This window comes from Paenibacillus sp. J31TS4 (genome assembly GCF_018403265.1).
Taxonomy (GTDB): Bacteria; Bacillota; Bacilli; order Paenibacillales; family NBRC-103111; genus J31TS4.
Map to the genome: position 1 here is coordinate 2,187,865 of NZ_BOSI01000001.1, position 21,603 is coordinate 2,209,467.

The window sequence follows — 21,603 nt, forward strand, 5'->3', positions numbered from 1 at the left end:
GGATGCTTCGTGAAAAAAATCAATTCGCTCGCCCTGACCAAGCTTCTGCTCGACCCAAGGAGACGCACCATCCTGGACCTGGCGAAGGAACGGCCCGTCACCGTGGCGGAGCTGGCCGCGGCCATGGAAGAAAAGCCATCCCGCCTCTATTACCATGTCAAGCTGCTGGAGGAGGCAGAGCTGCTCGAGCTCGTGGAAACCCGGCAGCAGGGCAATCTGGTTGAGAAGCTGTACCGGGCCAAGAAACGGCAATCTTCTTTCCGCCTGGATCCCGAGCTGCTATCCCAGCATTCCGACGAGATTCTCGGGGAGGTTCGGAACGTGCTGGAGCCGGGCCTGCGGCTGCTTGCCAATGAGATGAAGGAAGGCAAGTCCCGGCCGGACAAGCATGTCGACCTGTCCATCTCCATTCGGCAGCTCACCGGCGCCGAATGGCGCGAGGCGCACCGCCACGCCTTCTCGTCCATTGGCAGCCAGCCCTCCGGCGAGAAGGACGAGGAGGAGGTCCTAACTCCTGAGGAGGCGGACAGGAAGAGCAAGTACGCTTTCGTGCTGCTCAGCTACCGGATCGAGGACGCGGAGCCCCCGGACGAATAAGCCGGCCTGCTCTGGCCGGCCGGAGCGAGTGCAAAAGGGGAAGCCAAGAACTTTTGTTCCTGGCCTCCCCTTTTGCTTGTACCGTTATAATTCTTTTATTTTTGTCAGATCCCCGCTGCATAGCGTTTCCAGATGATCGAAAATTTTGCCAGCAGGCCAATCCCACCATTTTAGGGCCAGAAGATACTCGATAAGGTCGTCATCGAATCGTTTCTTAATCACTTTACAGGGATTCCCCCCGGCAATATGGTAAGCGGGAACATCTTTTACAACGACAGAATTGGCTGCAATGATGGCTCCATCCCCAATATGTACACCGGGCATTACCGTGACATTTTGACCGATCCATACATCGTTTCCAATGACTGTATCCCCTTTAAGGGGCAAATCCGACAGTGCCGGAGTCGATTTCTCCCACCCATGGCCCATAATGTTAAATGGGTAGGTCGTGACACTGCACATTCTATGGTTTGCGCCATTCATGACAAACTCAATGCCCTTCGCTATTGCGCAAAACTTCCCGATAATCAGTTTATCTCCGATAAATTCATAATGATGGGTGACATGTTCTTCAAACTTCTCAGCACCGTTGCTGTCGTCATAATAGGTATAGTCACCGATCATGATGTTGGGGCGTGTGACGACGTTTTTAATGTAACAAATGCTTTTAATGGCCTCATTCGGGTAGATGGCATTCGGATCCGGTCCATATGGCATTTCAAATTCCCTCCCTCGTGTTCTATTCCTAACGGGTTCGGCTTAATAGGAGCTTCTATTGACTACCACAAGTTTAGCATTTTTTGGTACATCTGCAGGAATTGCTTTCTACGAATATGCCTATCTTGCATAAAAACGACTTTGCCCGCCGCCTGCAGGCAAAGTCGTTTTTGGTTGCATCCCACGCCCGTGTCGGCGCCTTACAGGCAGCCGGGCAGCTCCGTCAAGCTGCCGATGGCGTAGGCCGGCACGTAGGCCGCCGGCAGCGGAGACGCCGCGAGCGGCGGGCATTCCGCCTTAAGCTTGGCTTCGCACAACGCGAGGAAGCGCGGGTCCCTGGGCCGCTCCGCCGGCGCCAGCGCCAGCACGTCGTCCGGCAGGCTGCGGTGGATGAACACCGCCGGGACGCCCGCCCGGTTCGCGAGGCCGACGTCATGATCGAGCCGGTCCCCGACGTGGGCGACGATCTCGCCGGACTGCCGCAGCCCATCCAGGATCGCTTCGTCCGGCTTGCCGCAGCCCGCTCTCTCGGGGGTGACGATTTCCTCAAAGCAGTCGTACAGCCCGAGCGCTTCCATCACCGGAGACTGGTACTTGAAAAAGCCGTTCGTCACCGTAGCAAGCGAGTAGCCCTGCTCGCGGAGCCGCCGCAGCACCGGCAGCACGGCTTCCTCAAGCAAGAAGATCTTCGGCGACACGCAGTGCTTGCGGACAAGCTCCTCCACATCGACCGTTCCCGCGATTCCGAGCTCCCGAAGCTGGCACTGCACCATATCGTCCCAGTCGTAAGCTGCGACGGTCTGGTTCTCCTGCATCCGCTTCTCGTGCTCCGCATAGAGCAGCCGGGACACTCCCCGGTCTTCCTGGAGCTGCTCGGTGAAGAACGCATCCAGATCGGGGAAGACCCATTTCCCGAACGGGTTCTGCATCAGCGTCCCGTCGAGATCGAACGTAATCCACTTCTTCATTACTTAACCGCTCCTGTCGTCATGCCTTCGATAAACTGCCGCGAGGCGAAGAGGAAGGCAAGGATCATCGGGAGAGAAGACAGCGTGAGACCGCAGAACAGCAGGTTCCAGTCTGTATCATGTTCCCCAAATAAGGTTAACATTCCCAGCGGGATTGTGCCAAGCTCTGTGCTCTTAATGAAGATAAGCGGATAGAAAAAGTCGTTCCAGATGCCGATCAAATCGACGATACTGACTGTCGCAAGCGCCGGACGCATGAGCGGCAGGACGATTTTGTAATACACCTGAAACCCGTTGCAGCCGTCCATCCGGGCGCTCTGGTCGAGCTCCTTGGGGAGTGTCCGGAAGAAGCCATAGAACACGAACACCGCAAACGAGATGTGCCCGGCCACATAGACGATGATGAGAGACGTCAGCGTATCGAGCAGGTTCAGCTTCAGCATCATCATGTACAGCGGTGAGATCGCCAGCTTCATCGGGAGCATGAGCCCCAGCATGAAGAAGAACAGCAGCATGCCGTTCCACTTGAACGTATACCGCGACAGATAGAATGCCGCCATCGACGAGACAAGCAGGATCAGGAAAACCGACACGCTGCTCACCAGCAGACTGTTCAAAAAGTAATCGGAGAAGTGCACCTGCTTCCACACCTCGATATAGTTGTCGAGGGTGAAGCTCTTGGGCAGGCCGAGCGGCGAGGTCATAATCTCCATATTCGTCTTGAACGACGACATGATCATTAGAAAGATTGGATAAATCGACAAAAAGGTAAACAGGGCCAGGATCAGGTATTTGAGGCCCTGCTGCATGCGAAGCGCCAACTCGCTCCCCTCCTGTTCCTCTAATCTGTAGACGCTGCCGTCAGCTGTCGACTTCCTTGCCCCGGAAGAAATACATGGACACGAATGTCGCACCGGCGATCAGGATGAGCAGAATGACCGCAAGCGCGGAGCCGAGCCCGATCGAATCGCCGCCGCTGACCGAGCCGAAGGCGAGCCGGTAGAAGTAAAGCGCCAGCACGTCCGTCGAATAATAGGGACCGCCCGACGACCCCTGCATCGCAAAGATCAGCTCGAACGCCTCGAACGCGCCGATGAACGTCAGAATGGTCATGATCATGATCGACGACATCGCGAGCGGGATGGTGATCTTGAACACCATCCGGAGGCCTGAGGCCCCGTCGATCCGGGCCGCCTCGTAGATCTCCGGCGAGATCGCCTGCAGGCCGACAAGGAAGATGAGCATCGCGAAGCCGAAGCCGTACCAGCTGTTGATGAGCACGATCGTATACAGCGCCGTATCGGGGCTGCCGAGCCAAGGCCGGGCGAGCGACTCAAGGCCGATCTTGCCGAGGAAGGTGTTCAGAGCGCCATACGTCGGATTGAGAATCAGGCTGAACAGGAACCCGACGACAATGACCGACAGCAGCTTGGGCAGGAAAAACACGGTCTTGAAAAATTCCTTGCCCTTGATCTTGCTGTTAATGAAGAGCGCCAGGATGAAGGCGACGATCATCTTCGCCAGCATGGTGCCGACGAAGTAGATGACGTTGTGCCCAAGCGCCCGGGTGAACGTCTCCTTGAAGGGAGATTCGGTGAACAGCCGCACAAAATTGTTCAGGCCGATGAATTCGCCCCGCGTCAGCCCCTTCCACGAGAAGAAGCTGTTGAGAAGCGCCTGGAGAATTGGATAGATCATGAAGCCGACGTAAAAGATAAGCGCCGGGAGCAGGAACAGGTGCACCAGGTGGCGCGACAGCGGCTTCTTCTTGACAGCCGCACGCACGACCGGGGCTTCGTTCAAGTCGTTGATGGCCCGCATGGGACGCTCCTTTCCCCTTCCGCAATCTGCCGGACCGCCCCTCGGAAGGAACGGCGGCGGCCCGGAGAGCGCCGGCTTACTTCGCCGGCTTGAACCATTTGTCAGCCGACGCTTGGGTGTCCTCGGCTACCTTCTCCGGCGTCAGCTTGCCGATGTACATACCTTGCAGCGAATCCTCGAACGTCGTCTTAGTCGTCGGCGTGCCCTGGCTGAAGTTGGTCAGCATCAGATAAGGGGTGCTGCTCTTCTCGCTCTGCTCCGCCATCCGCTTGAGCAGCTCGTTCTTGGGCGCCACTCCCTTGATCGGGCTGACTCGCGTCAGCTGGTCGCTGAACGCCTGCCCGAACTTGTTCGAGGCGATGAACTCGATGAACTTCATAGCCTGGTCCTTATGCTTCGTGCTCTTAGCTACGCCGTAGGAGCCGTCAACCCAGGTCGCGATCTGCGCAGGCTGGCCCTTCTGGGCGGACAATCCCGGGAAGTAGTCGACCTCGAACGCGAGCTTATTGGCTTCGAACGTCTCGAGCCGGTGGCTGCCGTTGATGTACATCGCCGCCTTGCCGGTATAGAACAGCGCCTGCGCGTCCTTGTCCTCGAGCGCGACGAAGTCTTTGGGGAAGAACGTCTCCATCTGCTTCATCCGCTTGATCGAGTCGACGAATTTGGCGTCCTTGAAATTGGTCGCGCCCTTGAGCACCGACGAGACGAATTCGTTGCCCCCGTATGCGCTCGGGCCGAGCACGGCGTGCGTCATCGACAGCAGATAAGCGGCCTTGCCGGATTGAGCGACCGGAATGATGTTTTTGGATTTGAGCGTCTCACAGACCTTGACGAATTCCTCCCAAGTCTCGGGCACTTGGATGTTGTTGTCCTGGAACAGCTTCTTGTTATAAAACACGACGGCGTTGTTCAGCATGAACGGAATGCCGTATACCTTGTTGTCGGTTCCGCGCGCCGCGTCCTGATAGGCGGCCGGAATATTCTCGATTCCTTTGACGCCGTCAACGGGCAGCAGGTAGCCCGCGTCCGCGATCGCCTTGGCTCCGTCATACGGGCGCAGCTGGAAAATATCGACGCCGGTTCCGGACTGCAGCGTATTGCCGAGAATCGTGTTGTATTCGGTTGATTTGAACGGCTTGAATTCCACATCAATGTCGGGATTCTCTTTCTTGAATTCGGCAATGATCTTCTCGTAGCCTTCCTTGTCCTCGGGCCGCCAGCTGTACATCGTCAGCTTGACCTTTTCTCCCTTGGCCCCTGTTACGGCCGGGCTCGTTCCCGGACTGGCGGTCGAAGCGTCGCCAGTTTTGGTACCGCTTTCACCGCAGCCCGCGAGAATACCGCCTGCAAGAATTGCGACAGAACCAAGCACTGCTACTTGCTTTTTCATTCCTAATCCTCCCCCACACCAGGTTAATAATGGAATAATATTTTATTATAGTGTACGTGTTATGTAATAATATGACAACATCTTTTTTGTTTCTACACCATTTTCCTTTCTCGGGATGCGAAGCTCGAAAAAAGGGGACAGCTCCCGATGACGGGAGCCGTTCCCGCTACGGAGAGGCGCCTAGACGCCGAGCTCCGTTCTGAGCTTCTCGCGCGCCGGGGTCCCGGAAGCCGCGAGCGCTGCCGCTTCCTTCATTTGCTCCGGATAGCCGTAGCTGCCGTGCTCGCTCAAGTCGAGCCCGATGACCTCCTCCTCTTCCGTGACGCGAATGCCGATCGTCGCCTTCATGATGGACAGAATCGCGTAGGAGACCAGGAATGCGAAGGCGCCGCAGGCGACGATGCCGAGCGCTTGAACGCCGAGCTGGCTGAAGCCGCCGCCGTAGAATAGACCCGCCTGGCCGACGCCCACCTTCTCCGCAAGCTCCGGCGTGGCGAACAGACCGTTCGAGAGCGTGCCCCAGACGCCGGCTGTCCCGTGAGCCGAGAGCGCGTAGATCGGGTCGTCGATCCGCAGCTTTTCGAAGAACGCCATGCTGGCTACGACGACCACGCCGGCGATGAGGCCGACGACCATCGCCGCCCACGGTGCGACGAAGGCGCAGGAGGCGGTAATGGCGACAAGTCCCGCAAGCGCTCCGTTCAGCATTGACGAAACATCCGCCTTGCCCATCGCCATCCAGGAGACGATCAGCGCCGCCACGGCGCCGCCCGCCGCGCCGAGCTGGGTATTGACCGCGACATAGCCGAAAAAGCCGCCGTCCCCCGCCGTAATGGTGCTCCCGGCGTTGAATCCGAACCAGCCGACCCACAAAATCATGACGCCGAGCGTCGTGAACACCTGGTTATGTCCCGGAATCTGGTTCGGCTTGCCGTCCTTCGTATATTTGCCGATCCGCGGCTTCAGGAGCAGCGTCGCCGCCAAAGCGGCCATAGCCCCCGTCAGATGGACAACGGTGGAGCCTGCGAAATCCTGCTTGCCGTGCTCGGCCAGCCAGCCGCCTCCCCAGATCCAGTGGGCGATGACCGGATAGACGATTGCCGAGAACGCGACCGCAAAGATCAGATAGGCCGACAGCTTGGCGCGCTCCGCGAATCCTCCCCATGCGACCGACATCGAGATGGCTGCGAACGCCAGCTGGAAGAGAAACATAACCGTCGGCGCCACGATGCTGCCCTCCGGAACCCCCATCGTGTTGAAGCCGAAGTAGTCGCCCCAGCCGAGCAGCACTCCTCCCTGGGAGCCGAATATAAAGGCGTATCCGACCGCCCAAAACACTAGCGTCACGATCCCGACCGTAAAAACGGTCTTGCCCGCAATATGCCCCGCGTTCTTCATTCTCGTGGAACCGGACTCCAGCAGAATGAAGCCGCATTGCATGAACAGCACCAGAATTGCTCCCAGCATCGTCCATATCCCGTTTACGCCTACTTCCATCTCCCCAACCTCACTTCGTGTAAGATTTCATTCCACACTTCCTGCCACCTTGGGCAAAACCGCCCCATTTACCGCCTCTACCCCTCCTTTTTCGGAAGAAACATCCCCTTTTTCATCCTCCGGAAAAGAGATGATGCGAGTATTTTACTGAAGAATTAACATTTGTGTCAATATACTTTACACAAAATCGATTGATTTTTTTCATATATAACTTGTAATGTTAGGTATTGGCGGTAAAGAGGCTCTCTCTATGAAAACCTAACATGAATTGACAAGAAGCACTTTATAATTTATACTTAATCTAAATACAAGGTGAGGGTGAAGGCGATGAATAAGCTGAATCTGACCAAACAGCGCAAGGTGATCCTGGACCTTCTCCAGCACAGCGACGATCATCCGACTGCGTCGGAGATCATCGAACGGCTGCGGGACCAGGGGCATCATTTTGCTTACGGGACCGTATACAATTCGCTCAAATATTTGACTGAGATGGAGCTGATCCGGGAGCTGAAGCTCGGTGAGACGGCAAGCCGCTACGACGCGCGGACCGACGATCACCACCATATCGTGTGCAAGCGGTGCGGGAAGGTGGACGAAGTGCTGACCGAGGTGCCCGCGGAATGGCTCAAGGCTGTGGAGCAAGAGACGGCATACCGGGTGGACCATGCCCATGTCGTCCTGGAAGGAGTGTGTCCGGCATGCCGTATCCCGCAAGCGTAAGCGAAGGAACCGTGGTCTCGGCGGGCGTGCGGGGCGCCTATACGGCGGAGCGGTCTCTCCCGCTCCCGCTCGCTGGCCCTACATGCGCCGAAACAAAGCGGGTATCGGTCATCAGCCCATACCCCGACCGGGTTCACGAGCTGGTGCGCCGCTTGTCCGTGCTATGCTACGACGTGCTCCTGTTCCACCGCTACGAGCCGGCCGTCGCGGGCGGCCTTCCGCTCGATCTGATCTTGCTCGACGCGGCCGCGCTCGCGGCGGACGGAGGAGCGGAGACGCTGCCCCCGTCCCCCGGCGAAGAGGCGGGCGGCCCCCAGTTCGTATGGCTGCTGGAGGAAGCGAACGAGGGGCTGCTCCCTGCCGTCCGGCCCTCCCAGGCGGAGACGATCCTATGCCGGGGCGGTCTGGAGGAGGCGGTGCCCGCCATCCTCGAGCTGCTGCTGGAGACGCCGGCATCGTCCTCGCTTCCCGGCTCGGCCCCCGCGGGCCAGCTCGTCTTTAAGGAAGTCGTGGTCCTGCCGCACAAGCGGGCGGTCACCGTCAAGGGTCGCCCGGTCAATCTAACGAAGACGGAGTACGAGCTGCTCGTTCTACTGATGGAGGCCAAAGGCGCGGTGCTGACCCGCGAGGAGCTGCTCGAGAAAATTTGGGGCAGTCAGCTGTACGGGAGCAGCAACGTGGTGGACGTCCATGTGAGGAGCCTGCGCAAGAAGCTGGGCGATTCGGCATCCGCGCCGGGCATTATCGGCACGGTGCGCGGAGTCGGGTACCGGCTGGCGGACGATTGACGTCCGCCTTTTTTTTGTTGGGGCGGTTGACGGGGGCTGCCTTGTCACGGGGTCCAAGCGGCACGGGAGCCTTCACGCAATCTTAATCAAACCATCATGAGACCCTCATGTACGGGGAACTCTCGGGTGATACACTCTAATTAGAAATTGGATTAAGTCTAAAACTAATTAGGAGGCCATCACCTATGAACGACTATACACGCTTAACGACTAACCAAGGAGCTCCGGTGGGGGATAACCAGAATTCCAGGACCGCCGGCCGGAGAGGGCCGGCGCTGCTGGAGGACTATCATCTGCTGGAGAAGCTCGGTCACTTCGACCGGGAGCGGATCCCCGAGCGCGTTGTGCATGCCAGAGGCGCCGGAGCGCACGGTGAATTCGTGCTCGAGAACAGCATGAGGGCCTACACCAAAGCGTGTCTGTTCCAGGAGCCGGGTCAGTCGGTGCCCGTCTTCGTCCGCTTCTCGACGGTCATCCACGGCACCGGCTCTCCCGAAACCGCCCGCGATCCGAGGGGCTTCGCCGTCAAATTCTATACGGAAGAGGGCAACTACGATATCATCGGCAACCATCTGCCCGTCTTCTTCATCCGCGACGCGATCAAGTTCCCGGACATGGTGCATTCGCTTAAGCCCGCTCCGGATACGAACATCCAGGACCCTGCCCGCTATTGGGATTTCATGACGCTGTCGACGGAGTCGACACATATGATGACCTGGCTGTTCTCGGACCACGGCACGCCGGCGAACTACCGGCAGATGGACGGCTTCGGCGTCCACGCGTTCAAATGGATCAACGCCTCCGGCCAGATCACCTACGTGAAGTATCACTGGAAATCGAAGCAGGGCATCGCCAACCTGACGGCCGATACGATCAAGGAGGTACAGGGAGCGGACTTCAACCATGCCACGCGGGATCTGCATGAGAGCATCGCACGCGGGGAGCATCCGGAATGGGAGCTCCACGTCCAGCTGATGCCGACGGCCGACCTGGACCTGCATGCGTTCGATCCCCTCGATCCGACCAAGGTATGGCCTGAGGACCGCTATCCGCTGATCAAGGTAGGCACGATGACGCTGAACCGGAACCCCCGCAACTTTTTCGCTGAAGTGGAGCAGTCCGCCTTCTCGCCGAGCGCGCTCATCCCCGGGATCGAGCCGTCCGAGGATCGTCTGCTGCAGGGTCGCCTGTTCTCGTATCCCGACACCCAGCGGTACCGGCTCGGCGCCAACTATATGCAGCTGCCGATCAACTGCCCTTACGCGCCGGTGCAGAATCATCAAAGAGACGGAGCGATGACGTTCCATCAGGATCCGTCGCCGGTCAATTACGAGCCGAACAGCCTGGTGGACAGCCCGCGGGAGGACGCTTCCTATCTCGACTCTTCGATTCCGCTGGAAGGAAGCGCCGCCCGGCAGCCAATCGAGAAGACGGATGACTTCACCCAGGCGGGCGAGCGTTACCGCAGCTATACGGACGAAGAGCGCGATCATCTCATCCGCAATCTCGTGAATGATCTGGGCAGCGTCCCTAGCATGATCCAGCTGCGGGCGATCTGCAATTTCTTCCGGGCCGACGCCGAGTATGGCATGCTCCTCGCCGAAGGACTCGGCGTGGATCTTGCCCGGCACATGCCCGCCATCCGCGGGTAAGACGCCGCAGCCATTCACTAGAGCTTCCTCGGGAGACGGGAGGCCGGCTCTAAACACGGCCGGTTCCCCCAAACCGTCAGCGGTCTCCCCAAAGCTGGCAGTCTCGCGGCCCGGCGGAGAACATCCCCCTGCTCATCCGCGCGCCTGAGCTTGGTTTTCCACCGCCTGCAATAACAACGGGACGCATGGGGCACGCTATCCGTGACAAGCCTGCCGCGCCCGTCCCCAGCGTCCCGCAAACGGAGTTTCGCAAGCTCGAGGCGATAGAGCCATTCCCTCGCCAGCGGGCAGAATTCCGATTCTATTCTTACAAACAGAGAGGAGACTATACGATGAGCATCCGAAAACAACAAGACAACCAATCGCAACTGTTCGAGCAGCTGAACAAGCAGCTCGCCAACTGGACTTTGCTGTACACCAAGCTGCATCACCATCACTGGTATATCAAAGGCCCCCATTTCTTCACGCTTCACGCCAAATTCGAGGAGCTGTACAACGAAGCAGCCTCCCATATCGACACGATCGCCGAGCGTCTTCTTGCGATCGGCGGCAAGCCGGCAGCGACCATGGCAGAGGCTCTCCGGCTCACCTCGTTGAAGGAGGCGTCCGGCCAAGAGAACGCCAAACTGATGGTGATGGCGGTGCTGAACGATTTCCGTCTGCTGACGGACGAATCGAACACACTGATCGAGCTGGCCGACGCAGCCGGCGACGAAGGCACAAGCGATCTCTTCACCGGCATCGTCACTTCGCTGGAGAAGCACGCCTGGATGCTGAATGCTTATTTGCACGAATAATCTAGTCCCTACGGTCACTTGCCCCGAACCCCGCCAGCCGGGTTCGGGGCTTTTTGAGCTTCACCCGTGCCGCCACGGCACCGAATGAGCGGGCGCGGGACACTGCCCTTTTCTTTTGGGTCCCCGTTCTGGTACGATTTTTGGGGAAAGGAGGGCCGATTATGAGAACGGAACAACAGATCAAGCGCAAGCTCAACGAGCTTCTCGTGCAAAAGCAGGCGGTGGAAGCCCGGCTGGCCGGCGGCTCGTCCGAGCGGGACGAGCGGGAACTTGCCCGGCTCGAGGAGAGCATTCAGCTGCTGGGCTGGGTACTGAACGAGCCGACGGGAAGCTATCATATGTAGCCCATTCCCGGCCTATCGGATAACGGATCCGTCCGCGACGGGCCCGTTGTCCGGAATTTGCTTGCTTTTCGGACAATTCACACCCGGCTGCGACATTTTATGATAAAATGTGGTTAAATCGACTAGAAAAAGGTTGGCTGTACCTTGCGCAAAACGATATCCTTTCGGTTCGATGCCGCCGATCCCTCTCTTTTTGACGAGTCGCACAACCGGCGCATCCTGTCCCGTATCCGTCTCATTTCCATCCTTCTGCTGCTCGTCTTTCCCTTCTATCTCTACGCCGACTTCTTCATGCTGGGCTCCGTCGGCGACCCGACCTACCGCCACGCCTCCTGGGCAATCCATGCCGCAGGCCCTTTCCTGTCGCTTCTGTTCCTCTTGTTCTACAGGCGGATGAATCGGACTGGCCTGTCCGCCCGTTCCGCTGCGGTCTCCTTCGTCATCGGCCTCTACGTCACGCTGTATCTCCTACTGGGCATGACCGGCTCCTTAAACAGCCAGCTGCTGACCGGCAACGTGGACGCTTACATTATCATCCTGCTGGCCGTTGCCGTTAGTCTGCCTATCTCTCCACTGCGCTTTCTGTTCATTCTGCTCGGCACCCACACCCTATTCCTGATCGGGCTGTCGGCCGTGAGCGGCGACCCGTTCACGCTCGCCACCAAGCAGATCAACACAACGGCCACTGTCCTGATCGCGTTCTTCATCTCCTGGACGTTCTATACGTTATTAAAAAGGGACTTCTTCCATACCCGGCGGCTCAAGCAGCAGGAGAGCGACTTCCGCAAGCTGTTCGCCGTCAATCCGTATCCGCTCGTGCTTTCCCGGCTGGCGGACGACCGGATCGTGCTCACCAACGAGAAGGCTTCCCGGTTCTTCGGGCAGCCCGACGACGAGAACCGCGCTTTCTTCCTCTACCCGAGCGAGGAGGAAAAGGAACGGATCGTCGGGGAGCTGCTTGAGCGGGGCCGGGTCCCGAACCGGATTTGCGAGCTCGCCGTCTCCCCCTCTCTCAGCCGCTGGGTCATGATTCAGTATGAGCGGATCGACTACCGAGGAGAGCCGTGCGTGCTCGCCGGCTTCACCGATATTACGGAGCTCAAGGAGGCGGAAGCGGAGCTTGCCCTGCATGCGTCCACCGATGCGATGACCGGCGTCATGAACCGGGGACACGGAATGGCTCTCCTGCAGAAGGATCTGGAAGAGGCGCGTGAAGCGGCCCGCGAGCTGATCGTCTGCTTCGTGGACATTAACGACCTGAAGGAAGTGAACGACCGGTACGGTCACGCCGAGGGCGACGCACTTATCCATATGGCCAGCCAGGTGCTCCAGCGGAATTTGGACGAGGGAGATTATCTGTTCCGCTACGGCGGCGACGAATTCATCCTCGTCTTCCACAAAGGGATGCCCGAGGCGGCACGGCTGTGGGAGAGCATCCGGGACGATCTCCAGAGACTCAACCAGTCGCGGAGCAAGCCGTTCGCCGTCACGGTGAGCCATGGCCTGTTCCGCTTCCAGTCCGGCATGAAGGCATCCGCCGAGGAGCTGGTTGCCTACGCCGATCAGGAAATGTATAAGAACAAGACCCGTTACAAGCGCAAGGCTTCCACCGGCGAGGACAGCCGGAGGGCGGCCGGCTCGTAAGCCGGGTTCTCTCACTCAAGCTTCCGGCGGCAGCCCGCACGGAAGTTTTTTTGTGCCGTTCGGCATGGCGGCTGTCCCTTTTTTGAGGGGCGGAGCGTCTATTAGAAGAGAACCACCCGCCATAGAACGGCGGGCATTCAAGAGGGGAGTTTCAAGCCATGTCTGCTGCCTATTTGAAAGGAACGAACATCTATCTGCGGCCTCCTGCCGCGAGCGACGCCGAGGCGTATCACCGGCTGATCAACGATCCCGAGGCGCGACGGCTGACCGGCAGTCACAAGCTCTATTCCACCAGCCAGCTGGCCGATTATCTGAGCGCCAAGGCCGGCGACGCCTCGAGCGTGCTGCTCTTGATCGCCTCGCGCGAAACCGGCGCCGTGGTCGGAGACGTCGCGCTGCAGCAGATCGACCGCTTCAACCGGAGCGCGAGCATCCGCGTCGCCGTCCACGCCGAAGAGCGCGGCAAAGGCTACGGCACCGAAGCGATGAAACTTATGCTGGAATACGGCTTCGGGATCGCAAATTTGCACCGGATCGAGCTGAATGTGTACACCTTCAACGAGCAGGCGATCCGCCTCTACGAGAAGCTCGGCTTCCACCGGGAGGGCGTCCAGAGAGACTATCTGTACTACGACCACGCCTATCACGATTCCATTCTGATGAGTCTGCTGGAGGACGAGTACCGGGCTCTTCACCGGAGCCGGCTGTAGACAATGGCTGCGCTTTCTTAATCTTGTCCACAGACCCGCTTGCTGTGTATAACCAATCTTGTGGATATGTTGATGAATAGGGCAGAACTGTACACAGTATAAGCATTTTGGCTGTTCATAATGTGGACAAGACTGTGGATGGGCATCGCGTCCGATCCACAAAAAGCAAAAGGACCGTTCGCCGGCGTTCGAGCCGTGCGAATGGTCCTTTTTTTGCCGATGAGGGAGGCCGGCCTACTCTCGTCCCGCCAGCTCCAGCTCCTCTAGAAGTCCGGCCGGGATGAACGTCCGCTCGTCCACCAGCTCCGCCGCCTCCTCAAGCTCTACCGTTTGCCCGTTCAGCCGAACGGCCGTCTGTCCGATCGTGACGACCAGCGTCCTGCCGCCGAGCGTAACTGTGGCGCTCTGCTCCTCCTGGTTCCACTCAACCCGGGCGCCGAGCGCTTCCGCAGCATCTCTCAGGGGGATGTTGCGTTTGCCTGGCGCGTTCTCTCCTCCCGCTCCCGCCTCGCCCTTAATCCGGGAGACGGACGGCAGTCCGCTGATGTAGCCGACCGAGCCGGCCTTCTTGTTGTCCCAAATCTGATCGATATAGCCTTCCACCTGCTGCTTCAGTCCGTCGGGCAGAATCATCTCGTCGCCCGGGTGCTGCAGGTTGCTCATGATGTAGCTGAATCCGTTCAGATCGTCGACCATCTGCAGGCCGGTCGCCTCGGCTCCTGCCGGCACGGACAGAATGCGGGACAGTTTGCCCGTATCTACCTGGTACGCCCACAGGAAGTTGTTCGCGTGCATGCCGCTGTCTTCCCCGATGAACAGCGTGCGGAGGCTCTCCGAGTAAGCCAGGTTGTCCGGATTGGCGACCTTGTCCACCGCAGCCGTATTGCCCTTGTCGTCCGGCTGCGCCAAGTCCTCCCCGACGACCAGCGCCTTCATCGCGCCCGGGACGTATTCGCTGGCGATGGCTTTGCCTTCGACATCCTCCTGACCGCCGTGCATAGCCAGCTCGTAGGTCGCTCCCGCCTTGAGCTTGTCCAGTCGGATATCGTCCGCGGGATCCTCTCCTTTGGCGTCCTTCTCCATGCCCTTCTCCAGATAGGAAATCGCCACGTAGGCTTTCTTGTCCTTCTGGTTGACCGCCAGGCCCTCCATCTTGTTGAACTCAGAGGTGGCGCCGAGAATAGCTCCGTAACGGCGGGCTTCCAGGAAGGCGGCCGCCTGCTCCATGCCCGGCTTCACCTTGAGCCATTCGGACTTGCCGGACGGATAGGTTTTGATCCGCGTGAAGCCCGGCGTATCCTTATCCGCCGTTTCGAACAGATCGCTGAAGGTCAGACCTTGGTCGATGTACGTCTTAATCTCGCTGTCCGATGCATGGCCGAGCCGGATCCACTGCAGGTCGGCGGCGCCTCCGTTCTTGGCTTCGGTCTGGATCCACTTGGCGGCGTACAACGTCCCCTCGGACAGATCCTCGGCCCGGTCGGCGACATAGAGGAACATCATCGTATTGCCTCCGTCGTCTCCGAACAGCACCGTCCGGCGGTCGGGCGCCACCACGCCGAGCTCATGCGAGAAGCGGCCCATGCTGTAATGCTTCACGACCGAGGTCGTATTGTCCGCGTGAACCGTGACCTCGGGAATGTAGCCGTACGCATACGGATTGCCTGTCTTCTTGTCGTCCTGATCGTAGGCTTTGGCAAACGCGCCGACATATGTCTGGCTCGGGTCCTTCTCGAACGCTCGGGCGTCCGGGTCGTACTCTTCGCTGCCGAGATGCGTATTCCACGGGGTCAGCGAGCCGTTGCACGGGATCCATAGGCCGTCGACCTCCGAGAAGTCGATCTTGTTCACGTCCGTCACGCTCAGCTCTCCGGTCTTCTTGTTCTGGTCGATCGTGCTCAAGCTCATGGAGGCCGGGACGAGGCCGTAGGCCGATTTGCCTGCGTTGTCGCTCGTAATATATTCGTAATGCGTCACGAGCGACAAAGGATTGCCGCCATGACCGGTCGGTGCCGCTCCTTTTATGCTCATCAGGCTGTTCGCGTCCGGGCCGTCCGACACGAACGGGACCGGATGGTCCGGCACGCTGTAGTCCATGATCGGCTGCCCGCTGCGGTCGACGGCAAGTCCGGCCGGGGTTCCGTTGATGACGTCCGTCGACTTGAACAGCGTCTTGTAAGTGAGCGGGAAGGTCTGCACGGCGCCGTTTCGGTACGTCACCTTCAGTGAGGCCTCTGTATAGGCTCGCGCCATATCCTCCGGGGTAGCGGGTGCAGGCATGCCGATGAACTCCGCGGAAGCGATCGCCCGGTTATCCTCCTTGGCCAGCGCCTTCGCTGGCAGTACGCCGGAGGCCGCCAGAACAGCCGTCCCCAGCAGCGGGGCAAGCCACTTCAATCGTTTGCTCGTCTTCATTTCTTCGCATCCTTTCTCCGTTTGCTCTGTTCCTTCTTCAGGATAGCGGGCAACTGTTAACAGACGATGCACATTTTGTTGATTTTTTGCAAAGGGGTTTCCCGCGCGGACAAAGAAAAAGACCGGAAGAACAGCTTCCGGTCTTTCTGGCTTCCTATGACGAAAAAGAGGATGTGCGTCGGGGCAAAAGTCGGGTGTGCTGCGGATTCCCATGCGCCGTGGGACGGCGGCAGAAGGAATCCGCCAGCTCCAATCGGATTTCGGACGAGCGTTCTGTTCCGTCCTGCGGGAACCGTGCGTCTATCAAGCGCTTCGGCTCGGGCGCCGGTCGATCCGGCCCTCGCAGCCGCTAGCTCCGCTTGCGGTCGATGACCCGAAACGAAGCGGTTGCCAGCGACAGGAGCGTGGAGCGCTCGTCCGTGAGCCTCCCCTGGGCGGTGATCATTTTGCCGGACCGGTGGAGCAGCTCGGCCGTTGCAAGCACCTTGCCTTTGCCGACCGGTGCCGTGAAGTGCATGTTCAGATTGGAGGTGACGACGTCGGCATCCGGCCGGGCCTCCATGGCGAGCAGCCCCATGGCAGAGTCCAGCAGGCTCGTATGCACGCCTCCGTGAAGAATGCCGATCAGGTTAAGATGATGCTCCTGGATGTCCAGTGCGACGACCGCCCGGTGTTCGTCCAGGCTGACGAGCTCGCATCCGAGATAGCCCCAGAAGGTAGGCCGCGCCTGTTCCTCCATGCGCCGGAGCGCTTCCTGTCGGTTGTCTGGTTCCATATGCGCGTTCTCCTTTCGTCGGCCGCCGGCTTATTTGGTTACCTTCTCCGGCTCGGAGTCTCCGATATCGGACTCTTCCTCCAGCAGCTTGCGGCGGAGCACCTTGCCGGCAAGCGTCTTGGGCAGCGTCTCCCGGAACTGGTAGAGGTGCGGCACCTTGTAGGCGGCGAGCCGCTCCCGGCACCACACCTCCAGCTCCTTGGCGTCGAGCTGGTGCCCTTCCTTCCGCACAACGTAGACCTTCACCGTCTCGCCCCGGTATTTGTCCGGCACGCCGACGACGACGGCCTCCTCAATCGCGGGGTGGCTGAAGAGCACTTCTTCGATCTCCCGCGGGTAAATATTGAACCCTCCCGCAATAATGATGTCCTTCATCCGGTCCATGATGTAGAAGAAGCCGTCCTCGTCCATGCGCGCCATGTCGCCGGTGCGCAGCCAGCCGCCGCGCAGCACCCGGGCGGTCTCCTCGGGCGCATTCCAGTAGCCCTGCATCACCTGGGGGCCGAAGACCGCCAGCTCCCCCATCTCGCCGGGAGGCAGGTCCTCGCCCGTCTCCGGATGGACGATCTTGGCGGCCGTGTCGGGAAACGGAATGCCGATGGAGCCGCTCCTGCGCGTCTCCCAGATGTTGTTGGCATGAGTGACCGGAGACGCCTCGGTCAGCCCGTAGCCCTCAATCAGGCGGCCGCCCGTTATCTCCTCGAACCGTACCTGCACCTCATGGGGGAGCGGAGCCGCCCCGCTGATGCACATATTGATCGAGGACAGGTCGTACTTGCCGATCTCCGGGTGGTTCGTCAGCGCGATGTACATCGTCGGCGCACCCGGGAAGATCGTCGGCTTCAGCCGCTGGATGATCGACAGAATCTGGCCGGCCTCGAACTTGGGCACGAGAATCAGGCAGCCCCCGAGCAGAATCGCCTGGTTCATCAGCACCGTCAGGCCGAAGACGTGGAAGAACGGGAGCGCGGCGAGATACCGCTCCTTGCCCGGCACGCTCTTGTAAGCCCACAGGCGAGTCTGCACCGTGTTGGCGATTACGTTCGAGTGGGTCAGCATAACCCCTTTGGATAGACCGGTCGTGCCGCCGGTATACTGCAGCATCGCGAGGTCCCGGTCGGCGTCGACGTCGGTGCGGCACGGGGTCCCGGAGGCGGCGTGCATCAGCTTGAGGAAGGCGTGCACGCCTTCCTCATAGGCGACCTCGGGCAGCGGCGTGCCGTCCTTCTTCGCCTTGAGCGGATACAGCAGGTTTTTGGGAAAAGGCAGGTAGTCCTTGACGGACGTCACGACGATATGCCGCACCGCCGTCCGGGAGACAACCTCCCGCACCCGCTTGACCAGCAGGTCGAGCGTCAGAATGACGGCGGCGCCCGAGTCCGCCAGCTGGTGCTCCAGCTCGCGCGGCATGTAGAGCGGATTAGTCATGACGACAATCCCGCCGGCGAGCAGCGTCCCGTAGTAAGCGATGACGAGCTGGGGACAGTTGGGCAGCATGATCGCCACCCGGTCCCCCTGCTGGACGCCCAGCCCCCGGACGGCGTGTGCGAAGCGGTAGGCGCCCTCCAGAAGCTCGGCGTATTTCATCTCCTTGCCCATGAAGTGCAAGGCGGTATGGGTCGGATAATTGGCCGCCGCTTGAATGAGAAAATCGGCGAGATTCGTCTTCGGATAGGGGTACGTCGGCGGTACTTCCTTCGGATAATGAAGCAACCATGGCTTTGGTGTCATGCCCCTTCACCTCAATTTGAATGGAACTAGGGTTAACACACGTACGTTTCCGACTGAATGACGCGGGCGGCGATCTGTCGTCTAAGCTCAACGGTATTGACCGGTGTCCGGCGGGTCAGCTTCTTCAGTACGGACAGCTGCGTCCGGAGCATGTCGCCGGTATCGACGGCCGCCAGCGTCTCCCGGGCGAGCGATTCGATCTTCTCGAACGCCTCCTGGGCGAACACGCGCGTCATCGCGACCGCCAGCCCCGCCTTCTCCTCTCCCAGCTTGTCGATCCGCTTCTTGGTGCGCAGCAGCGCGCTTTCCAGAGCGTAGATCTGGATCATCATATCGGCCAGATGGCTGAGCACCTCCTGCTCCTGCTCGAGCTTCAACTGGAACTTCTGGACGGCGGCTCCGCCGGCCATGAGGAAAATCTTTTTGGCCATCGCGAGCAGATGGGTCTCCTCCTCGAGCGTCCCCTCGAACGTCTGGCCGGGCACGAGCTGCAGCAGCTCGGCCTGCAGCGCCTGGGCCTTCTGCATAAGCGGAAGCTCGCCCTTCATGGCCCGCTTGATGAGCGTGCCCGGAATGAGCAGCCGGTTGATTTCGTTGGTGCCCTCGAAGATCCGGTTGATCCGCGAATCCCGGTAGATCCGCTCGATTTTATACTCCTGGATGAAGCCATAGCCGCCGTGGATCTGCACGCCCTCGTCCGCCACGAAGTCGAGCGTCTCGGAGCCGAACACCTTGTTGATCGAGCATTCCAGCGCGTATTCGGCGATCGCCTTGGCGGACTGCTTGCCGGCCTCGGGGCTGTCATGGTCGATGCCGCCGAGACCGGTGTCCATCAGCCCGGCCGTCCGGTAGACCATGCTCTCGAGCACATAGGTGCGCACATTCATCTCGGCCAGCTTGGCGCCGATCAGCGGGAACGAGGCGATCGGCTTGCCGAACTGGGTCCGCTCGTTTGCGTAGCGGCTGCTCAGCTGGATCGCTTCCTTGGCGCCGCCGAGACAGCCGACGGCGAGCTTGAAACGGCCGATGTTCAGAATGTTGAAGGCGATAAGGTGGCCTTTGCCGACTTCCCACAGCAGGTTCTCGACCGGCACCTTGACGTCCTCGAGAATAAGCGGCCGCGTGGACGAGCCCTTGATGCCCATCTTCTTTTCCTCCGGTCCGACGCTGACCCCTTCCATTGTCCGTTCGACGATGAATGTGCTGAACTCCTTCCCGTCAACCTTGGCATAGACGATGAACACATCGGCGAAGCCCGCGTTCGTGATGAACTGCTTCGTCCCGTTCAGCACGTAGTGCTTGCCGTCCTCGCTCAGCCGGGCGGTCGCCTTGGCGCCGAGCGCATCGGAGCCGGACGAAGGCTCCGTCAGGCAGTAGGCCGCGATCTTGGCCCCTGTCGCGAGGCTCGGCAGGTACTTCTTCTTTTGCTCCGCCGAGCCGAAGTAGACGATCGGCAGCGTGCCGATGCCGACATGGGCGCCGATGGACAGCGCGAACGACGACGCCTTGGCGAGCCGCTCGCTGATCAGCGTGGAGCTGACCTTGTCGAGGCCGAGCCCGTCGTACGCCTCCGGCACGTCGGCGCCGAGGAGGCCGAGCTCTCCGGCCTGCTTCATCAGCTTCACGGTCAGCTCGTAGTCGAGCTTCTCGAGCTCCTCGTCGACCGGGAGGACGTCGCCTTCCACGAAGTCCGCGGTCGTCTCGGCGATCATCCGCTGCTCCTCGGTCAGCTCGTCGGGCGTCACGATCGTCCGGTAATCGGGGTCCGCGATGACAAAGCTGCCGCCGAGCACTTTCTCCGTCATTTGTTCCGCCATTCTCATCTCTCCTTTAATGGGATTTAAGATTAGCCGGGATAAACTTCGAACACGCTGGCCGCCCCCATGCCGCCCCCGATGCACATGGAGACGACGCCGTAGCCGCCGCCGCGGCGGCGCAGCTCGTGAATAAGGCTGGCCGACAGCTTCGCGCCCGTGCACCCGAGCGGGTGGCCGAGGGCAATGGCGCCGCCGTTCACGTTCACCTTGTCCTCGTCCAGCTGCAGCGCCCGGATGATGTGCAGGCATTGAGACGCGAACGCCTCGTTGATCTCGAACAGGCCGATGTCGGCCAGCTGCAGGCCCGCCCGCTCAACCGCCTTCGGGATCGCCTCCACCGGCCCGACGCCCATGATGTCCGGGTCGACGCCGGCCAGTGCGAACGAGCGGAACGCCGCCAGCGGCTTGAGGCCGAGCGCCTCGGCCCGCTCCCGGCTCATGACGAGCGCGGCGGCCGCCCCGTCGCTCATCTGCGACGCGTTGCCCGCCGTCACGGTGCCGCCCGCCTGGAAGGCCGGCTTCAGCTTGGCGAGCGCCTCCACCGTCGTGTCCGGCCGGATGCCCTCGTCGGTGTCGACGACGAGCTTCTTCTCCCACGGCCGGCCGTCGTCGCCGAAGCCCCGCAGGGAGGTCGCCACCGGGACGATCTCCTCGCGGAAGACTCCTCCGGCGATCGCCTGCGCGGCCTTGCGGTGGCTTCCCGCGGCGAACCGGTCCTGATCCTCGCGGGAGACGCCGAACCGCTTCGCGACGTTCTCGGCCGTATGGCCCATCGCGATGTAGATGTCCGGCCGTTCATCGACGATGGCCGGATGAGGCGACGGCTTGAAGCCGGTCATCGGAACATGGCTCATGCTCTCGACTCCTCCGGCGACGATCATGTCGGCGCCGCCCGTCATGATCCGCTCCGCGGCAAAGGCGATCGCCTGAAGGCCCGAGGAGCAGAACCGGTTGATCGTGAGCGCCGGCACCGTCGACGGATAGCCTGCGTAAAGCGACATGATCCGGGCGAAGTTCAGCCCCTGCTCTCCCTCCGGCATGGCGCAGCCGATGATGATGTCCTCGACGTCTTCCTTCTTCACGCCCGGCGCGCGGTCCAGGACCGTTTCGAGCACCGCTTTGCCCAGATCCTCCGCCCGGGTATGGACGAAGCTGCCCTTCTTCGCCCGGCCGACCGGTGTCCGGACGGCGGAGACGATCACTGCTTCTCTCATGCTCCT

General features: G+C 60.3%; 19 protein-coding genes. 8 read left to right on the plus strand and 11 right to left on the minus strand.

What is annotated here, in order from left to right; all coding sequences use genetic code 11:
- Positions 1–9 precede the first annotated feature (9 nt).
- Positions 10–597 (plus strand): transcriptional regulator, encoded by a 588-nt coding sequence (locus KJS47_RS10290; RefSeq protein WP_213524789.1) that lies wholly within the window; start codon positions 10–12, stop codon positions 595–597.
- Between the two features lie 84 nt (positions 598–681).
- Here KJS47_RS10290 and KJS47_RS10295 read toward each other — a convergent pair whose 3' ends face one another.
- The 6 genes from KJS47_RS10295 to KJS47_RS10320 all read right to left on the minus strand — a co-directional run bounded on the left by KJS47_RS10295 (position 682) and on the right by KJS47_RS10320 (position 6,990).
- Complete coding sequence (locus tag KJS47_RS10295; RefSeq protein ID WP_213524790.1) at positions 682–1,314, minus strand: Vat family streptogramin A O-acetyltransferase; 633 nt, start codon at positions 1,312–1,314, stop codon at positions 682–684.
- Between the two features lie 200 nt (positions 1,315–1,514).
- Positions 1,515–2,282, minus strand: coding sequence for an HAD family hydrolase (locus KJS47_RS10300; protein WP_213524791.1), 768 nt, complete (start codon positions 2,280–2,282; stop codon positions 1,515–1,517).
- Positions 2,282–3,091: a carbohydrate ABC transporter permease gene (locus tag KJS47_RS10305; protein WP_213525065.1), complete on the minus strand. Its 810-nt coding sequence runs from the start codon at positions 3,089–3,091 to the stop codon at positions 2,282–2,284. Before KJS47_RS10305 ends, KJS47_RS10300 begins: the two co-directional genes overlap by 1 nt.
- Before the next feature lie 52 nt (positions 3,092–3,143).
- The gene (locus KJS47_RS10310) at positions 3,144–4,103 is read right to left on the minus strand and encodes a carbohydrate ABC transporter permease (RefSeq protein WP_213524792.1); all 960 of its coding nucleotides are present in this window, start codon (positions 4,101–4,103) and stop codon (positions 3,144–3,146) included.
- Positions 4,104–4,179: 76 nt separating this feature from the next.
- Positions 4,180–5,493, minus strand: coding sequence for an ABC transporter substrate-binding protein (locus tag KJS47_RS10315; protein ID WP_213524793.1), 1,314 nt, complete (start codon positions 5,491–5,493; stop codon positions 4,180–4,182).
- A gap of 180 nt (positions 5,494–5,673) precedes the next feature.
- Positions 5,674–6,990, minus strand: coding sequence for an ammonium transporter (locus KJS47_RS10320; RefSeq protein ID WP_213524794.1), 1,317 nt, complete (start codon positions 6,988–6,990; stop codon positions 5,674–5,676).
- Positions 6,991–7,317: 327 nt separating this feature from the next.
- Here KJS47_RS10320 and KJS47_RS10325 point away from each other — a divergent pair, with 327 nt between their 5' ends.
- The 7 genes from KJS47_RS10325 to KJS47_RS10355 all read left to right on the plus strand — a co-directional run bounded on the left by KJS47_RS10325 (position 7,318) and on the right by KJS47_RS10355 (position 13,645).
- Positions 7,318–7,710: a Fur family transcriptional regulator gene (locus KJS47_RS10325; RefSeq protein WP_213524795.1), complete on the plus strand. Its 393-nt coding sequence runs from the start codon at positions 7,318–7,320 to the stop codon at positions 7,708–7,710.
- Positions 7,689–8,498: a winged helix-turn-helix domain-containing protein gene (locus tag KJS47_RS10330; RefSeq protein WP_213524796.1), complete on the plus strand. Its 810-nt coding sequence runs from the start codon at positions 7,689–7,691 to the stop codon at positions 8,496–8,498. The genes KJS47_RS10325 and KJS47_RS10330 overlap by 22 nt, the downstream gene beginning before the upstream one ends.
- 185 nt (positions 8,499–8,683) lie before the next feature.
- The gene (locus KJS47_RS10335; protein WP_213524797.1) at positions 8,684–10,150 is read left to right on the plus strand and encodes a catalase; all 1,467 of its coding nucleotides are present in this window, start codon (positions 8,684–8,686) and stop codon (positions 10,148–10,150) included.
- A gap of 332 nt (positions 10,151–10,482) precedes the next feature.
- Positions 10,483–10,947 carry a Dps family protein gene (locus KJS47_RS10340; RefSeq protein ID WP_213524798.1) on the plus strand — a complete coding sequence of 155 codons (465 nt, stop codon included), beginning with the start codon at positions 10,483–10,485 and terminating at the stop codon, positions 10,945–10,947.
- 161 nt (positions 10,948–11,108) lie between these two features.
- Entirely contained in the window at positions 11,109–11,291 is a 183-nt protein-coding gene (locus KJS47_RS10345) for a hypothetical protein (RefSeq protein ID WP_213524799.1), read from the plus strand.
- Between the two features lie 144 nt (positions 11,292–11,435).
- The gene (locus tag KJS47_RS10350) at positions 11,436–12,935 is read left to right on the plus strand and encodes a sensor domain-containing diguanylate cyclase (protein ID WP_249716237.1); all 1,500 of its coding nucleotides are present in this window, start codon (positions 11,436–11,438) and stop codon (positions 12,933–12,935) included.
- Between the two features lie 158 nt (positions 12,936–13,093).
- Positions 13,094–13,645, plus strand: coding sequence for a GNAT family N-acetyltransferase (locus KJS47_RS10355; protein ID WP_213524800.1), 552 nt, complete (start codon positions 13,094–13,096; stop codon positions 13,643–13,645).
- Between the two features lie 234 nt (positions 13,646–13,879).
- On the opposite strand, the gene KJS47_RS10360 is transcribed toward KJS47_RS10355, so the two are convergent.
- From KJS47_RS10360 to KJS47_RS10380, 5 genes are all read right to left on the minus strand, one after another.
- Positions 13,880–16,060 carry an alkaline phosphatase PhoX gene (locus KJS47_RS10360; protein ID WP_213524801.1) on the minus strand — a complete coding sequence of 727 codons (2,181 nt, stop codon included), beginning with the start codon at positions 16,058–16,060 and terminating at the stop codon, positions 13,880–13,882.
- A 349-nt stretch (positions 16,061–16,409) separates the two neighbouring features.
- Positions 16,410–16,835, minus strand: coding sequence for a PaaI family thioesterase (locus KJS47_RS10365; RefSeq protein WP_213524802.1), 426 nt, complete (start codon positions 16,833–16,835; stop codon positions 16,410–16,412).
- A 30-nt stretch (positions 16,836–16,865) separates the two neighbouring features.
- On the minus strand, positions 16,866–18,566 hold the full coding sequence (locus tag KJS47_RS10370; RefSeq protein WP_213524803.1) for an AMP-binding protein: 1,701 nt from the start codon (positions 18,564–18,566) through the stop codon (positions 16,866–16,868).
- A 32-nt stretch (positions 18,567–18,598) separates the two neighbouring features.
- Complete coding sequence (locus KJS47_RS10375; RefSeq protein WP_213524804.1) at positions 18,599–20,383, minus strand: acyl-CoA dehydrogenase family protein; 1,785 nt, start codon at positions 20,381–20,383, stop codon at positions 18,599–18,601.
- A gap of 29 nt (positions 20,384–20,412) precedes the next feature.
- Entirely contained in the window at positions 20,413–21,597 is a 1,185-nt protein-coding gene (locus tag KJS47_RS10380; RefSeq protein ID WP_213524805.1) for an acetyl-CoA C-acyltransferase, read from the minus strand.
- Positions 21,598–21,603 lie beyond the last annotated feature (6 nt).

Bases quoted from the DNA above. Each gene is read 5' to 3' on its own strand.
- KJS47_RS10315 (WP_213524793.1), bottom strand. From the start codon at position 5,493: ATGAAAAAGCAAGTAGCAGTGCTTGGTTCTGTCGCAATTCTTGCAGGC.
- KJS47_RS10335 (WP_213524797.1), top strand. From the start codon at position 8,684: ATGAACGACTATACACGCTTAACGACTAACCAAGGAGCTCCGGTGGGG.
- KJS47_RS10305 (WP_213525065.1), bottom strand. From the start codon at position 3,091: ATGCAGCAGGGCCTCAAATACCTGATCCTGGCCCTGTTTACCTTTTTG.
- KJS47_RS10310 (WP_213524792.1), bottom strand. From the start codon at position 4,103: ATGCGGGCCATCAACGACTTGAACGAAGCCCCGGTCGTGCGTGCGGCT.
- KJS47_RS10320 (WP_213524794.1), bottom strand. From the start codon at position 6,990: ATGGAAGTAGGCGTAAACGGGATATGGACGATGCTGGGAGCAATTCTG.
- KJS47_RS10360 (WP_213524801.1), bottom strand. From the start codon at position 16,060: ATGAAGACGAGCAAACGATTGAAGTGGCTTGCCCCGCTGCTGGGGACG.
- KJS47_RS10300 (WP_213524791.1), bottom strand. From the start codon at position 2,282: ATGAAGAAGTGGATTACGTTCGATCTCGACGGGACGCTGATGCAGAAC.
- KJS47_RS10370 (WP_213524803.1), bottom strand. From the start codon at position 18,566: ATGACACCAAAGCCATGGTTGCTTCATTATCCGAAGGAAGTACCGCCG.
- KJS47_RS10375 (WP_213524804.1), bottom strand. From the start codon at position 20,383: ATGGCGGAACAAATGACGGAGAAAGTGCTCGGCGGCAGCTTTGTCATC.
- KJS47_RS10345 (WP_213524799.1), top strand. From the start codon at position 11,109: ATGAGAACGGAACAACAGATCAAGCGCAAGCTCAACGAGCTTCTCGTG.
- KJS47_RS10295 (WP_213524790.1), bottom strand. From the start codon at position 1,314: ATGCCATATGGACCGGATCCGAATGCCATCTACCCGAATGAGGCCATT.
- KJS47_RS10355 (WP_213524800.1), top strand. From the start codon at position 13,094: ATGTCTGCTGCCTATTTGAAAGGAACGAACATCTATCTGCGGCCTCCT.
- KJS47_RS10340 (WP_213524798.1), top strand. From the start codon at position 10,483: ATGAGCATCCGAAAACAACAAGACAACCAATCGCAACTGTTCGAGCAG.
- KJS47_RS10330 (WP_213524796.1), top strand. From the start codon at position 7,689: ATGCCGTATCCCGCAAGCGTAAGCGAAGGAACCGTGGTCTCGGCGGGC.
- KJS47_RS10365 (WP_213524802.1), bottom strand. From the start codon at position 16,835: ATGGAACCAGACAACCGACAGGAAGCGCTCCGGCGCATGGAGGAACAG.
- KJS47_RS10380 (WP_213524805.1), bottom strand. From the start codon at position 21,597: ATGAGAGAAGCAGTGATCGTCTCCGCCGTCCGGACACCGGTCGGCCGG.
- KJS47_RS10325 (WP_213524795.1), top strand. From the start codon at position 7,318: ATGAATAAGCTGAATCTGACCAAACAGCGCAAGGTGATCCTGGACCTT.